The sequence below is a fragment of the Paraburkholderia sp. BR13444 genome (assembly GCF_040948755.1).
In the GTDB taxonomy this organism is placed as follows: Bacteria; Pseudomonadota; Gammaproteobacteria; order Burkholderiales; family Burkholderiaceae; genus Paraburkholderia; species Paraburkholderia youngii.
Genome location: NZ_JBFPKM010000001.1, coordinates 615,595 through 630,408 on the forward strand (window position 1 = coordinate 615,595; position 14,814 = coordinate 630,408).

14 protein-coding genes are annotated in these 14,814 nt (G+C 65.4%); 7 read left to right on the top strand and 7 right to left on the bottom strand.

Annotation, left to right across the window (positions count from 1 at the left end; genetic code table 11):
- Positions 1–87 precede the first annotated feature (87 nt).
- The 5 genes from AB3X95_RS02755 to AB3X95_RS02775 form a co-directional block, all read right to left on the bottom strand.
- The gene (locus tag AB3X95_RS02755; RefSeq protein ID WP_176119846.1) at positions 88–867 is read right to left on the bottom strand and encodes a peptidylprolyl isomerase; all 780 of its coding nucleotides are present in this window, start codon (positions 865–867) and stop codon (positions 88–90) included.
- 10 nt (positions 868–877) lie between these two features.
- Positions 878–1,189 carry a BolA family transcriptional regulator gene (locus AB3X95_RS02760; protein ID WP_013089413.1) on the bottom strand — a complete coding sequence of 104 codons (312 nt, stop codon included), beginning with the start codon at positions 1,187–1,189 and terminating at the stop codon, positions 878–880.
- A gap of 1 nt (position 1,190) precedes the next feature.
- Positions 1,191–1,721, bottom strand: coding sequence for a septation protein A (locus AB3X95_RS02765; RefSeq protein ID WP_085481354.1), 531 nt, complete (start codon positions 1,719–1,721; stop codon positions 1,191–1,193).
- A 176-nt stretch (positions 1,722–1,897) separates the two neighbouring features.
- Positions 1,898–2,320 (bottom strand): peptide-methionine (R)-S-oxide reductase MsrB, encoded by a 423-nt coding sequence (gene msrB / locus AB3X95_RS02770; RefSeq protein WP_013089415.1) that lies wholly within the window; start codon positions 2,318–2,320, stop codon positions 1,898–1,900.
- Positions 2,321–2,395: 75 nt separating this feature from the next.
- Positions 2,396–3,952: a YdiU family protein gene (locus AB3X95_RS02775; protein WP_184225832.1), complete on the bottom strand. Its 1,557-nt coding sequence runs from the start codon at positions 3,950–3,952 to the stop codon at positions 2,396–2,398.
- Between the two features lie 210 nt (positions 3,953–4,162).
- Here AB3X95_RS02775 and AB3X95_RS02780 point away from each other — a divergent pair, with 210 nt between their 5' ends.
- The 3 genes from AB3X95_RS02780 (at position 4,163) to AB3X95_RS02790 (ending at position 9,422) form a co-directional block, all read left to right on the top strand.
- Positions 4,163–5,851: a 3-(methylthio)propionyl-CoA ligase gene (locus AB3X95_RS02780; protein ID WP_368620604.1), complete on the top strand. Its 1,689-nt coding sequence runs from the start codon at positions 4,163–4,165 to the stop codon at positions 5,849–5,851.
- Positions 5,852–6,005: 154 nt separating this feature from the next.
- Positions 6,006–8,096, top strand: coding sequence for a 3-hydroxyacyl-CoA dehydrogenase NAD-binding domain-containing protein (locus AB3X95_RS02785; protein WP_368620605.1), 2,091 nt, complete (start codon positions 6,006–6,008; stop codon positions 8,094–8,096).
- 147 nt (positions 8,097–8,243) lie between these two features.
- A complete protein-coding gene (locus AB3X95_RS02790; RefSeq protein ID WP_368620606.1) occupies positions 8,244–9,422 on the top strand; it encodes an acetyl-CoA C-acyltransferase in 1,179 nt (392 codons plus the stop codon).
- Between the two features lie 69 nt (positions 9,423–9,491).
- Here AB3X95_RS02790 and AB3X95_RS02795 read toward each other — a convergent pair whose 3' ends face one another.
- Both AB3X95_RS02795 and AB3X95_RS02800 read right to left on the bottom strand, forming a co-directional pair.
- Positions 9,492–9,998 (bottom strand): LEA type 2 family protein, encoded by a 507-nt coding sequence (locus tag AB3X95_RS02795; RefSeq protein WP_176367312.1) that lies wholly within the window; start codon positions 9,996–9,998, stop codon positions 9,492–9,494.
- An 82-nt stretch (positions 9,999–10,080) separates the two neighbouring features.
- A complete protein-coding gene (locus AB3X95_RS02800) occupies positions 10,081–10,458 on the bottom strand; it encodes a hypothetical protein (protein ID WP_368620607.1) in 378 nt (125 codons plus the stop codon).
- Between the two features lie 178 nt (positions 10,459–10,636).
- Between AB3X95_RS02800 and AB3X95_RS02805 the strand changes: the two genes are divergently transcribed.
- The 4 genes from AB3X95_RS02805 (at position 10,637) to AB3X95_RS02820 (ending at position 14,746) form a co-directional block, all read left to right on the top strand.
- Positions 10,637–12,148 (top strand): PLP-dependent aminotransferase family protein, encoded by a 1,512-nt coding sequence (locus AB3X95_RS02805; RefSeq protein ID WP_368620608.1) that lies wholly within the window; start codon positions 10,637–10,639, stop codon positions 12,146–12,148.
- 103 nt (positions 12,149–12,251) lie between these two features.
- Positions 12,252–12,737: a PaaI family thioesterase gene (locus AB3X95_RS02810; RefSeq protein ID WP_176119839.1), complete on the top strand. Its 486-nt coding sequence runs from the start codon at positions 12,252–12,254 to the stop codon at positions 12,735–12,737.
- Positions 12,738–12,813: 76 nt separating this feature from the next.
- Entirely contained in the window at positions 12,814–13,812 is a 999-nt protein-coding gene (locus AB3X95_RS02815; protein WP_368597430.1) for an NADP-dependent oxidoreductase, read from the top strand.
- Positions 13,813–13,864: 52 nt separating this feature from the next.
- A complete protein-coding gene (locus AB3X95_RS02820) occupies positions 13,865–14,746 on the top strand; it encodes an SDR family oxidoreductase (RefSeq protein WP_368620609.1) in 882 nt (293 codons plus the stop codon).
- Positions 14,747–14,814: the final 68 nt, after the last annotated feature.

Sequence of the window (14,814 nt, forward strand, 5' to 3'; positions counted from 1 at the left end):
ACAAAAAAGCCGCCCACGGGCGGCCTTTTCGCATTCAGGCGTCTCAGAGCGAGGCAGACTATCTAAAGACAATCCGCCCGCTGACACTCACTGAATCTTCGCGTTCTTGCGCAGATTCTCTTCGAACGCCTGCAGCTTTTCCTGCTGGATCTGCTGCACGATCTGCGCACGCACCTGCTCGAGCGGCGGCGGCGTGACGGCGCGGATGTCGTCGACACGGATGATGTGCCAGCCGAATTGCGTACGCACCGGAGTGTCGGTCATCTGGCCTTTCTGCAGATGGGCGGCCGCGTCCGCGAACTCAGGCACGTAGGCCTTCGGGTCCGACCAGTCGAGGTCGCCGCCGTTCTTGCCCGATCCCGGGTCTTTCGAGTACTGCTTGGCGAGATCTTCGAAGCTTGCGCCGGCCTTGATCTTCGCGATCAGGTCCTTCGCCTGCTGCTCGTTGTCAACGAGGATATGGTGCAGGTGATATTCCTTGCCGCCTGCTTCCTTGACGAGCGCGTTGTAGCGCGCGGTGACTTCGGCGTCGGTCGGCTGGTTGTTCTTCACGAAATCTTCGATCAGTGCGCGCAACACGACGGTTTGCTGTGCGACCGCGATTTGCGCCTTGATGTCCGGACGGTTCGGCAGCCCGCGACGCAGGGCTTCCTGCATCAGGATTTCGCGATTCACGAGCTCTTCGCGCACCGCCTGCTGCAGCTGCGGCGTGTCCTGCTGGCCTTGGTGAACCAGTTGCTGGATCAACGCATCGGCGCGCGACTTCGGAATCGGCGTACCGTTCACGACGGCGATGTTCTGTGCGAATGCAGGTGCGGCCGCGAACGCAGCCAGCAATACCCAGAGGCGGGTTTTCTTCAAGGTCATCGAAAGGTTCCTAGCGGGGCAACAAAGCAAATTCTTCGGGCGTGTACGCCGTGATGGCAAGGGCATGAATGCCGCGCTGCATGGCATCGGCCAGCGCATCATACACCATGCGATGCCTTGCCACGCGGGGCTTGCCGGCAAACGCGACGGCCACGATCGTGACACTGAAATGCCCGCCGGCGGCGGCACCTGCGTGGCCCGCGTGCTGCGCGCTGTCGTCGGTGATGCGGATCGACTCGACGGGTGCGAGCGCGGCCGCGAGGCGCGCCTCGATCAGCGCGGCGCGCTCGGCGGTGGTGGCGTGCATGAACAGGTCGCTCATGTCATTCCTCCTTCATGTACTTCGACAGCCACAGGCTCTGTCCGACGATGAACACGAGCAGGCACCCGGTCGCACCGAACAGTTTGAAATTGACCCACTGATCGGTCGTGTAGTGATACGCGACGAACAGGTTCAGAAGACCGAGCAGCACGAAAAACACCGCCCAGATCAGGTTCAGCTTGCCCCAGATCGCGTGCGGCAGCGTGATCTGCTTGCCCATCATCGCTTCGATCAGGTTCTTGTTGAAGCCGAGCTGCGACACGATCAGCGCGACCGAAAACGCCCAGTACAGCACAGTCGGCTTCCATTTGATGAAGGTGTCGTTGTGCAGTACGAGCGTCGCACCGCCGAATACCACGACGACGCCAAGGCTCACCCACAGCATCGGGTCGACCTTGCGGTGGCGGAACGCCACCCACGCGATCTGCACCAGCGTGGCGACGATCGCCACTGCCGTCGCCGTGAAAATGCCCCAGATCTTGAAGGCGACGAAGAACAGGATGATCGGGAACAGATCGAACAGGAATTTCATTATCTGGTCGGGAAGTCGGAGAGTGAGTCGAACGGTGAGTCGAACATTGATGCCCGCCAGCCTGGCGTGCAAGGTGCGCGGTGCCCGCCAACGAGCGGGGGTACCGCATTGAAAGGGCGCCGCGCGCGGTTTCGCGCCCCGGCGCCCGAAGCGGGCAAGGCTGCTGCCGCGCCGCGTTACTTGGGCTCGAATTGTAACGCAGCCGAATTGATGCAGTAGCGCAGACCGGTCGGCGCCGGACCGTCCTCGAACACGTGGCCCAGATGCGCACCGCAGTTCTTGCACTGCACCTCGATGCGCAGCATGCCGTGCGAGCGGTCGGTCTTCTCGGCGATCACCTCGCCGTTGATCGGCCGGAAATAGCTCGGCCAGCCGCAGCCGGCGTCGAACTTGGTGTCCGATTCGAACAGCGGCGTGCCGCAGCACACGCAGTCGTAGACGCCGCGTTCCCAGTGATCGTTGTAGCGGCCCGTGAACGGCCGCTCGGTGGCCGCGTGGCGGGTCACCTGGTATTCGATGTCGGACAGCTCCTTGCGCCACTCGGCGTCGCTTTTCTGGACGGCTGGGGCGTCATGCTTGAGATCGTCGGGGTTGCTCATGGTCAGGTTCCTGTCTCGGGTTTGTACCGGTGTTTTCTGGCGGGACGGCCGTGGCGATTCAACTGCAAAGGCGCGTCATGACGAACAGCTCACTTCCAGTGAGCTTGCCCAGTCGGGCGGCAGGCCCGCATACGACGCGTATTCGGGCTGCTCGTCGAACGGGCGACGCAGCACGGCCGCGAGCCGTTCCACCTCGGAGAAATCCTTCTCCCTCGCACGCTGGATCGCCGTTTCCGCCAGATGGTTGCGAAGTACGAATTTGGGGTTCACACGATTCATTGCAATGGCGCGCGCAGCGTCGTCGCGTGACTCAACGGCCAGCCGCGCGCGATAGTCGTTCGCCCATGCGTCGAAGGCGGCGCGATCGAGGAACAGGTCGCGTACCGGCGCATCGCCGCTCGCATCGTGTTTCGACAGGCGCGCGAGGTTGCGGAACGTCAGCGTGAAATCGGCGCGGTTCGTGTGCATCGCTTCGAACAGCCGGTTCACGAGCGCGTCGTCGCCGTCGCGCGGCTGTTCGAGGCCGAGCTTCGCGCGCATGCGGTTTTCGAGCGCCGGCGCGAAGCGCTCCTTGAAGCCCGCGAGCACGTGCTGCGCTTCTTCGACCGCCTTGTCGGCGCGCACGCTTTCGTCGTGCTTCTCGCCGAACAACGGCAGCAATCCCTGCGCGAGGCAAAAGAGGTTCCAGTACGCGATTTGCGGCTGCAGCCGGTAGGCATAACGCCCCTGCGTATCGGAGTGGTTGCAGATGTGGCCAGCATCGAAGCCATCCATGAAACCGAACGGGCCGTAGTCGATCGTCAGGCCCAGAATCGACATGTTGTCGGTATTCATCACGCCGTGACAGAAACCGACCGCCTGCCAGTCGACCATCAGATCGGCGGTGGACCGTACCGCTTCGGCGAGCAGCGCCAGATACGGATCGTCGGCCTCCTTGCAATGCGGATAGAAGCGTTCGATGACGTGATCGGCCAGCGCGCGCAACGCGTCGACGCGATCGTTCGCATAGAAATGCTCGAAGTGGCCGAAGCGCACGAAGCTAGGCGCGACGCGCGTGACCACCGCGGCGGTTTCAATCGTCTCGCGCCGCACCGGCTGATCGGAGCCGATCACGCACAACGCGCGCGTGGTCGGAATGCCGAGATGATGCATCGCCTCGGAGCACAGATATTCGCGGATCGACGAGCGCAGCACCGCGCGGCCGTCGCCCATGCGCGAATAAGGCGTGCGGCCCGCGCCTTTGAGCTGCAGTTCATTGCGCTCGCCGTCGTGTTCGAGCTCGCCCAGCGTGAGCGCGCGGCCGTCGCCGAGCTGGCCGGCCCACACGCCGAACTGATGCCCCGAGTACACCGACGCATAAGGCAGTGCGTCGGCCGGCCAGTCGCGCGTCGCATTGCCGCAGAACAGCTCGAGGAACCCCGGCTCGCGCTCGATGCCCTCGGGCATTCCGAGCCGCGCGGCGGTGTCGGCCGAGAAGCCGACGAGGTAGGGTGCGTCGAGCGGCGCGGCGGGCAGCCGCGTGAAGAAGGTGCCGCCGAGCCGCGCGAACGCGTTGGCTGGGGGTGTGGCGAGTGTGTTGGAAAGATCCGTCAATGCTGCGGATAAGCCTGCAAAGCTTGGGGAAAACGACATGTTGAGCGCCTCTGGATTAGCCGATATTGTAAGTCCGCGCCCGCGGCGATGCTGGGCGGCCGCCTACATCGTTCGGACCATGCTGCGGACAACGCCGCCACGATCTTGCACGTCGCGCTGTTCGGCGCGCTATCCGTTTCACGACCGCGCATTCAACGGACCCGACCGCAACCCCATCTACACACTAACGAGCCGAGGAGACCCCGCCTTATGACGACGCCGCTGCTGGGCCAGATGATGGACGTGCCGCTCACCGTATCATCGTTGCTCGCGCATGCCGCACGCCATTTCGGCAGCACCGAAATCGTGTCGCGGCGCATCGAAGGCGACCTGCATCGCTACACGTATCGCGATTGCGAGAAGCGCGCGAAGCAACTCGCGCAGGCGCTCATCGCGCTCGGCGTCGAATCGGGCGACCGGGTCGCGACGCTCGCGTGGAACGGCTACCGGCATCTCGAAGCGTATTACGGCACCACCGGCTTCGGCGCCGTGTGTCACACGATCAACCCGCGCCTTTTCCCCGAGCAGATCGCCTACATCATCAATCACGCCGACGATGCGTACGTGCTGTTCGACACGACGTTCGCGGCGCTGGTCGACACGCTCGCGCCGCAGTGCCCGCGCGTGCGCGGCTGGATCGCACTGTGCGATGAAGCGCATCGGCCGCCGATGCAAACGTCGGTGCTGTGCTACGAAACGCTGATGGACGGGCAGGACGGCGGCTTCGACTGGCCCGCGCTCGACGAGCAGCAGGCGTCGTACCTCTGCTATACGTCGGGCACGACCGGCAATCCGAAAGGCGCGCTGTACACGCATCGCTCGACTGTGCTGCACGCGTTCGGCGCGGCGTTGCCCGACTCGATGAGCCTGTCGGCGCGCGACTCGGTGCTGCCGATCGTGCCGATGTTCCACGTCAACGCGTGGGGCCTCGCGCATGCCGGGCCGCTCACCGGCGCGAAGCTCGTGTTCCCCGGCAAGGATCTCGACGGCAAGTCGCTGTACGAACTGATGGAGAGCGAACGCGTCACGTGCTCGGCCGGCGTGCCGACCGTGTGGCTCGGTCTGCTGAACCACCTGCGCGAAACCGGCGCGAAGTTTTCGTCGCTCGAGCGCACGGTGATCGGCGGCTCCGCCTGTCCGCCCGCGATGCTGCGGGTGCTCGAGGACGACTACGGCGTGCAGGTGATCCATGCATGGGGCATGACGGAGATGTCGCCGCTCGGTACGTTGTCGAAGCTGAACTGGGAGCAGAGCCAGCGGCCGCTCGCCGAGCAGCGCAAGCTGCTCGAAAAGCAGGGCCATGTGATCTATGGCGTCGACATGAAGATCGTCGGCGAGGACGGCCGCGAGCTGCCCTGGGACGGCGTCGCGTTCGGCGATCTGCACGTGCGCGGGCCGTGGGTCATCGACCGGTACTTCCGCAAGGAAGAGTCGCCCCTCATCGACGGCTGGTTTCCGACCGGCGACGTCGCGACGATCGACCCCGACAGCTTCCTACACATCACCGATCGCTCGAAGGACGTGATCAAGTCGGGCGGCGAATGGATCAGTTCGATCGAAATCGAGAACGTCGCGGTCGCGCATCCGGCGGTCGCGGAAGCCGCGTGCATCGCGTGCGCGCATCCGAAGTGGACCGAGCGGCCGCTGCTCCTCGTCGTCAAACGCGCGGGGCACGACGTCACGCGCGACGAACTGCTGGCGTTCTACGACGGCAAAGTGGCGAAGTGGTGGATTCCCGACGATGTCGTGTTCGTCGACGAACTGCCGCACACGGCGACCGGCAAGCTGCAGAAGCTGAAGCTGCGCGACCTCTTCCGCGACCACGTGCTGCCGTCCGCGCTCGAAGACAACCCCGACTGTCCGCTGACCCCGAGCCCCAGGGGAAACCCCGTTCGATAATAAATTGAACGTTCGTGCTTTTTCGGTGTATTCTGCGCGCTGACACCCGGACTGTCGCTCCAGAAAGTCTGACAATAATCAGGCTCGATGAACCGGACAGGCGGCGCGCCATGCGCCGCCTCAATGAATGCATGGATCGCACGGAGGCACGCAGATGGCAGTGGACTACACAACTCATGACGGCGTGGCCGTTCTCACGCTGAACAATCCCCCGGTCAATGGGCTCGGTCTGTCGACGCGGGCGGGAATCGTCGAAGGGCTCGAGCGCGCGCAGAACGATCCGGCCATCAAGGCCATCGTGCTGACGGGCGCGGGCAAGGCCTTCTCGGGCGGCGCCGACATCACCGAATTCAATACGCCGAAGGCGACCCAGGAACCGACGCTCGCGACCGTCATCAAGGCCGTCGAAGGCAGCGCGAAGCCGGTCGTCGCGGCGATTCACAGCGTCGCGATGGGTGGCGGCCTCGAGCTTGCGCTGGGCGCGCATTACCGCGTCGCCGCGGCCGGCGCGCAGATCGCGCTGCCCGAAGTGAAGCTCGGCATCCTGCCGGGCGCGGGCGGCACGCAGCGTCTGCCGCGCGCGATCGGTCTGGAAGCATCGCTGAACATGATCGTGTCGGGCGCGCCGGTGCTGTCGGAAAAGCTCGCCGATTCGGGGCTGTTCGACGAACTCGTCGCGAATCCCGCCGAACTGGCCGAAGCCGCGCTCGCGTTCGCGCGCAAAGTCGGCGCACAAGCCGGCCCGCATCCGAAGGTGCGAGACCGCAAGATCGAACATCCGAACGCGGCCGGTTTCATTCAGTTCGCGCGCAATAGCGTCGCGGCCATCGCAAAGAACTTCCCGGCGCCGCACAAATGCATCGACGCGGTGGAAGCCGGTGTGAAGAACGGCTTCGACAAGGGCCTCGCATTCGAGCGCGAATGCTTCATCGCGCTCGTGCAGACGCCGGAGAGTCACGCGCTGCGTCATGCGTTCTTCGGCGAGCGCGCCGCGAGCAAGATTCCCGACGTGCCGTCCGATACGCCCGTGCGCGAGATCAATCAGGTGGCGGTGATCGGCGCCGGCACGATGGGCGGCGGCATCGCGATGAACTTCCTCAATGCGGGCATCCCGGTCACGCTGCTGGAAACGAAGCAGGAAGCGCTCGACCGCGGTCTCGCAACGATCCGCAAGAACTACGATGCGACCGTCAAGAAAGGCAAGCTGAAGGCCGAGGTGATGGAGCAGCGTCTCGCGCTGCTGAGCCCGACGCTGTCCTACGACGACCTGAAGCACGCCGACATGATCGTCGAGGCCGTATTCGAAGAGCTCGGCGTGAAGGAGCAGGTGTTCCGCCGGCTCGACGAAGTCGCGAAGCCGGGCGCGATCCTCGCGTCGAACACGTCGACGCTCGACCTCGACAAAATCGCCGCGTTCACGAAGCGACCGCAGGATGTGGTCGGCATGCACTTTTTCAGCCCGGCCAACGTGATGAAGCTGCTCGAAGTCGTGCGCGGCAAAGAGACCGCGAAAGACGTGCTCGCCACCGTGATGAAGCTCGCGAAAAAGATCAGGAAGACCGCGGTGGTGTCGGGCGTGTGCGACGGCTTTATCGGCAACCGGATGATCGAGCAATACCTGCGTCAGGCGCTCTTCATGCTCGAAGAGGGCGCATTGCCCGCGCAGGTCGACAAGGCCATCGAGAAATTCGGCTTCGCGATGGGCCCGTTTCGCATGAGCGACCTCGCCGGCAACGACATCGGCTGGGCGATCCGCAAGCGCCGCTATATCGAGCATCCCGACATGCACTACTCGAAGATCCCCGACCGTCTGTGCGAAATGGGCCGCTTCGGCCAGAAAACCGGCGGTGGCTGGTACGACTACAAGGCGGGCGATCGCAACGCGTATCCGTCCGGCGTGGTCAACGAAATGATCGTCGAGTACTCGAAGGAAACCCACTCCGAGCGCCGCACGATCAGCGACGAGGAGATCATCGAGCGTCTGGTGTTCGCGCTCGTCAACGAAGGCGCGAAGATTCTCGAGGAAGGCGTCGCGTCGAAGGCGTCGGATATCGACATGGTCTATCTGACCGGCTACGGCTTCCCGCTATATCGCGGCGGCCCCATGCTGTACGCGGATACGGTCGGGCTCTACAACGTCGAGCGCGCGATTCGCCGCTATGCGTCGCGGCCGAACGGCGACGCGTGGAAGCTCGCGCCGAGCATTGCGAAGCTGGCGGCCGAAGGTCGCGGCTTCAACGGCTGAGCACGGCCCACTTCAGCAGACGAATCGAGCGCTGCGGGTGACGCCCGCAGCGGCTCGCATCAAACGACAGAGGCGGCGCGGTGATGCGCTTTTGAACGCACGGCAGGGAGCCGGCGCGCCACTTCGACATTGCAATTGGAGACACCCATGACTGACGCCGTAATCGTATCCACCGCCCGCACGGGCCTCGCCAAATCGTGGCGCGGCGGTTTCAACATGACACACGGCGCGACGCTCGGCGGCCACGTGACGCAGGCCGCGGTCGAGCGCGCGAAGCTCGATCCGGCGCGCGTCGAGGACGTGATCATGGGTTGCGCGAATCCGGAAGGCGCGACGGGCGGCAACATCGCGCGGCAGATCGCATTGCGCGCCGGCCTGCCGGTCAGCGTGCCGGGCATGACCGTGAACCGTTTCTGCTCGTCGGGATTGCAGACGATCGCGCTCGCGTCGCAACGCGTGATCGCCGGTGAGGGCGACGTGTACGTCGCGGGTGGCGTCGAGTCGATCTCGTGCGTGCAGAACGAGATGAACACCCACATGATGACCGACGGCTGGCTCACCGAGCACAAGCCGGAAATCTACTGGTCGATGCTGCAGACCGCCGAGAACGTCGCGAAGCGCTACTCGATCTCGAAGGAGCGCCAGGACGAATACGGCGTGCGCTCGCAGCAGCGCGCGGCGGCCGCGCTCGAAGCCGGCAGGTTCAACGACGAGATCGTGCCGCTGACGGTGCTCGCCGGTGTCGCCGACAAGGCGAGCGGCCGTCTCTACACGAAGGAAGTGACCGTCAGCGGCGACGAAGGCATCCGCGCCGACACGACGCTCGAAGGCGTGTCGAAGATTCGCACCGCGCTGCCGGGCGGCGTGATCACCGCGGGCAACGCGAGCCAGTTTTCGGACGGCGCATCGGCTTGCGTCGTGATGAACGCGACGCTGGCCGAACGCGAAGGGCTGCAGCCGCTCGGCATTTTCCGCGGCTTCGCGGTGGCTGGCTGCGAGCCCGACGAAATGGGCATCGGCCCGGTGTTCGCGGTGCCGAAGCTGTTGCAGAAGGCCGGCCTCAAGGTCGAGGACATCGGCCTGTGGGAGCTGAATGAAGCGTTCGCGGTGCAGGTGCTCTATTGCGCGGACCAGCTCGGTATTCCGCACGACCGCCTGAACGTGAACGGCGGTGCGATCGCGGTGGGCCATCCGTATGGCGTATCGGGTGCGCGGCTCGTCGGCCATGCGCTGATCGAAGGCAAGCGGCGCGGCGTGAAGTACGTCGTCGTGACGATGTGCATCGGCGGCGGGCAGGGCGCGGCGGGTCTGTTCGAGATCGCGTAAGTCGGGCGCGAACGCGCCTCAAGAAGACGGGTGCCGCGGTGCGACGTTTTTTATCCGCCGTCTTCGTGTCTACTGCGACGCCATGCCCGGCAGCGTCAACATGCCCTGATCGGTGAAGCGTGTCGTGCCGGTCAGGCCGCCCGCGAGCTTGCCTTGCAGCCGGTACGGAACCTGCCCGGACTGCGCGATGTCCGCAAGCCCGAGCGCCTGGCGAACTGCGGCGAACGCGGGCACGGTCAGCGGCACGCTGACGACGGTTTCGCCGAAGCGCGGCACGGTGCCGCTCTCATCGCTGACACCGCTCGCGAACGGCTTGCCGTTCAGTTCGAGCTCGACCGCGATGCCGTTGAAGCTCACAGCGGAATCGTTCGGGTTCTGCACGCGCAGCTTCAGGTTGAAGCGCATCTCGAGGCCTTCGCCGGCCAGCGGCTCGATGCCGGCGACATTGACGCGCAACGCATCGCCGCCGAGCAGCCCGGCGCATGCGCCAAGCGTCAGCGTGATCGCGCAGGCGAGGTGGAAATAGCGTACGAAGGTGGCGAAACGGCTGGAACGCCGCGTGCGAGGGAAGGACATGACCGGCACCTCGAAGCAGGAAGCGGTTGGTCACGCATTCTAACTGGCGGCGAGGCGTCGATTTTGGCGATCGAGTCGGAGTTCAGGCAGTACGCCGCCACGATCTCGCGACGACACCAGCGAGACGCCGGACGGTTCGACGGACGAGTTCGCGAAGTTCCGCTGCATTGCCGGGCGAAGCTGGCGCGATCAGCACCGCAGCGCCCGCACGCGACGCGCGGATCGACATGACGCCGCGTTGGCCGGTGATGAAATGCTCACCATCGCGCACGATGATCGACGTGCAGGGTACGGCGCCGCCGAGCCACGCGAGCGCGTGATCGCGAAATTCGAGTTCGAGATCGCCTTCGACGGCCACGATCGTGGTCCCGGCGTTCAGATCGAGCATCGCGGCCTGGTCGCGCGCGAGGCGTAATGCAGCAGGGCGAGCCTGAATCCCAGCGGAGGTCGGAACGGGCATCACGCTTTCCTTCGATTCGTTTTCATGCGGTACAGCTTATTGAGTCCACTGACGTGCGAACAGCGACATCCATCGACGATCGGAACCGATACAGCGAAAGCTTTCGCCGTGCTGTATCGGTCCCAATCGTGCCGTTGTGTATCTGTTGTTCCGCGCGGACTGTCCGCACGATCGGCGTATGAGCAAACTGACCTTCGAACCGCGCGACGCGTTCGCTACCCCTTCAGCGGACCGCCAGCCTCTTTATCGGCAACTGGCCGATCAATATCGCCGCGCGATCGGCAACGGCGTGCTGCGCCCAGGCGACCGCATGCCGTCGATGCGTGCGTTCATGCAGCGGCATGGCGTGAGCCTCGCGACCGCGACCGAGAGCTACCGTGTGCTCGAGCGCGACGCGTTGATCGATGCGCGGCCGCGCTCAGGCTATTTCGTCCGCGTGCCCGCCACGGTGCTGCCCAATGCCTCCGAACCGGATCTGACGATGCCGCCGGGCGAGGCGCAGTTCGTCGGCATCCATGCGACGATTTCGGCGATCGTGTCGAGGTACCAGCGCTATCCGCAGGCGCTCAATCTCGGTGGCGCAACCGCGGCACCCGATCTCTATCCGACCGATGCACTACAGCAGGCAGCCATGCGCGCGTTGCGCCGCGAGCCCAAGCTGCTGACCTCGGCCGGCCCTGACTTCGGCGATCCGGCTTTGCGCGCGATCATCGCGCGGCGTGCGCTCGAAGGCGGCATCGAGATCGGCGCGGATGAGATCATCATGACGCACGGCGGCATCGAAGCCGTGAACCTCGCGTTGCGCGCGGTGACGCAGCCCGGGGACACCGTCGCGGTCGAATCGCCATGTTTTTTTGGCCTGCTGCAGGTACTGGAGAGCCTCGGACTGCGCGCGCTCGAAATTCCGGCGAGCCCAAGCACGGGCCTTTCCGTCGAAGCGCTGAACTTCGCTTTGCAAAATCATCGCGACATCAAGGCCGTGGTCGTGGTGCCGAACCTGCAGAATCCGCTCGGCATCGTGATGCCCGACTCCAACAAGGCAAGTGTCGTTGAGCTGTGCGCGCGTGCCGGCGTCGCGCTGATCGAAGACGACCCGTATCGCGATCTCGTCGATGGAGAACCGTCTCCCCGCTCACTGAAGGCCTGGGACACCGACGGCACCGTGATCCATTGCACGTCGTTCAACAAGACACTCGCGCCGGGCATGCGGGTGGGCTGGATCAATGGCGGGCGCTGGCATCCACGCGTGGGCATGCTGAAGTTCGCGCAGTCGCGACACAACGATCAGCTTGCGCAGGTCGTGCTCGCCGGGTTTCTGGGGACGGGCGCCTACGCCCGGCATTTGCGGCGCTTACGCGAGAGCCTGCGGCTTCAGCGCGAGCGCATGGCGGCTGGGATCGCCGCGGCGTTTCCCGATGGCACGCGCTTCACCTCGCCGCGCGGCGGCATGTTCTTTTGGGTCGAGTTGCCGCACGGGTTGTCGTCGGCCGCATTTTTCGAGGCGGCGTTGGACGATGGCATCCGCGTGATGCCTGGGACCGTGTTTTCGAACACCGGGCGCTTCGATCGTTTCATCCGCCTCAGTTGCCCGAACGCGGAGCTCGATCTGATCGATGAAGCGGTGCGCCGATTGGGGCGATTGGCGACGCGCATGATGGAGCGCAATGAGGCGGATGGAGCCACGCGATAGCCGGTAGAATTTCCCATTTAGCGCCAATGCGTACACCTCGCGGAGTACCGGGACGCGGCGAATCGATTTCAGAGGTTGCCGGCCACGAACTCCAGACACCGCCATGACCGACCCAACCACTTCCGCCCCAACGGGCAACCCATCGTTGCCGGAAAGCCCCTTCATCGACCGTCTCGGCGCGCAGTTGCTGCGCGCCGCCGATGGCGTCAGCGAAGTCGTGCTGCCGTTGCAACCCGATCATATGAACACATGGGACGTCGCGCACGGCGGCGTCACGATGACGCTCGCCGACGCCGCGCTCGCGATGGCCGCGCGCAGTCTCGCGGGCGACGGCGTCGGCGTCGTCACCGTCGAGATGAAGGTCAACTTCATGCAGCCGGGGCGCGGCGAGTTGCGCGCGACCGGCCGCGTGCTGCATCGCTCGACCACGATGGCCTATTGCGAAGGCGAGATCCGCGACAGCGAAGGTCACTTCGTCGCCAAGGCGCTCGGCACCTTCAAGTACATGCGCCGCCTCGCGGTGGGCCGCGACGTCAGGCGTCAGCGTCTGCGCAGCGACCCGGCGGCCAAGCCCGGTCCGAGCGACTGAGCCCTCATCGCAGTCAGCTTCCGACCTGGATTCGACGAATGCAGGTCAATCCCCGACAATCCAAGGAGACGACTTCATGGCCCAGATCAATCGCCAGGTGCTGCTGGTTTCGCGCCCGCACGGCGAAGCCACGCCCGATAACTTCAAGCTCGTCGAAACGCCGCTGGCGCCGCTCGCCGACGGTGAAGTACGAGTGCGCAACCACTATCTGTCGCTCGATCCGTATATGCGCGGACGCATGAACGACAGCAAGTCGTACGCGCCGCCGCAGCCGCTGAACGAGGTGATGATCGGCGGCACGGTCGGCGAGGTCGTCGAGACGAGGAATCCGAAGTTCGCGGTCGGCGACAAGGTCGTCGCGATGTTCGGCTGGCAGGAGTACGGCACCTCGAACGGCGCGGGCATGCAGAAGGTCGACGACACGCACGTGCCGCTGTCCGCGTATCTCGGCCCGGTCGGCATGCCGGGCGTCACCGCGTGGTACGGGCTGAACCGCATCATCGCGCCGAAGGCGGGCGAGACGGTGGTCGTCAGTGCGGCGAGCGGCGCGGTGGGCAGCGTGGTCGGCCAGCTCGCGAAGGTGGCCGGCGCGCGCGCGGTCGGCATCGCGGGCGGCGCGGACAAGTGCCGCTATGTGGTCGACACGCTCGGCTTCGACGCCTGCGTCGACTACAAGGCCGGCAACCTGTACCAGGACCTTAAGGCCGCGACGCCCGATGGTGTGGACGGCTGCTTCGAGAACGTCGGCGGCGAGGGGCTCGACGCGACGCTCGCGCGCATGAACGCGTTCGGGCGCATCGCGCTGTGCGGCTTCATCGCGGGCTATGACGGCCAGCCGCTGCCGCTCAAGCAGCCGTCGCTGATGCTGACGCAGCGGCTGCTCGTGCAGGGCTTTATCGTCAGCGAACATATGGACGTGTGGCCCGAGGCACTCAAGCAGCTCGGCACGCTCGTCGCGCAGAAGAAGCTGCACTATCGCGAGACGATCGCGCAAGGGCTCGAAGCCGCGCCCGAGGCATTCATCGGCTTGCTGAAGGGCCGCAACTTCGGCAAGCAACTGGTCAAGCTGATCTGAGCACGACGTCGTCATGCATCGGCCAGCCGCCACTCAAACAGGGAGTCACTAGATGTTCGAATTCGCAGGCAAGGTGGCGGTGATCACCGGCGCGGGCAGCGGCTTCGGCCGCGCGTTCGCGCACAAGGGCGCGGCGCTCGGCATGAAGCTCGTGCTCGCCGACGTCAACGCCGAGCAGCTCGCGCAGACCGTCGACGCATTGCGCGAAGGCGGCGCCGAAGCGATCGCCGTGCCGACCGACGTATCGAGCGCCGCGCAGGTCGAGGCGCTCGCGCGAGCCGCGCTCGCCGCGTTCGGCAAGGTCCACCTGCTGTTCAACAACGCGGGAGTCGGCACCGGCGGCTTCCTGTGGGAAAGCTCGGCCAACGACTGGTCGTGGGTGTTCGGCGTCAACGTGATGGGCGTCGCGCACGGCGTGCGCGTGTTCGCGCCGCTCATGCTGGCGCAGAACGAGCCCGCGCATATCGTCAACACGGCGTCGGTCGCGGGGCTGCTCGCGCCGCCGGCGATGGGCATCTACAACGCGTCCAAGCATGCGGTGGTGGCGCTGACCGAGACGCTGTACCACGACCTGAAGCTCGCGCAGGCCGGCACGGGCGGCGAGGTCGGCTGTTCGCTGCTGTGTCCCGCCTTCGTGCCGACCGGCATCGCCCAAGCCGAGCGCGCGCGTCCGGACGAGTTGCGCAACGCGAGCCGGCCGACGCGCTCGCAGATCGCTGCGGCCAAGCAGTTGCAGCGTGCGGTGCAGTCGGGCAAGCTCAGCGCCGACGATGTCGCCGACATTGCGTTCGAGGCAATCGCCGCGCGCCGTTTCTATATCATCACGCACCCGGGCATCATGGCGACGGTCAAGCTGCGTCACGAGGACATCGAGCAGTTGCGCGAGCCGTCCGATCCGATGTCGCTGAAACCCGAGGTGAATAACGCGGAGTAGCGGCCGGCTGCGTGGCCGCCGCGCCGGGTCCTGACAACAATCGGCGCACCGCGCGCCGCGCTGCGCTG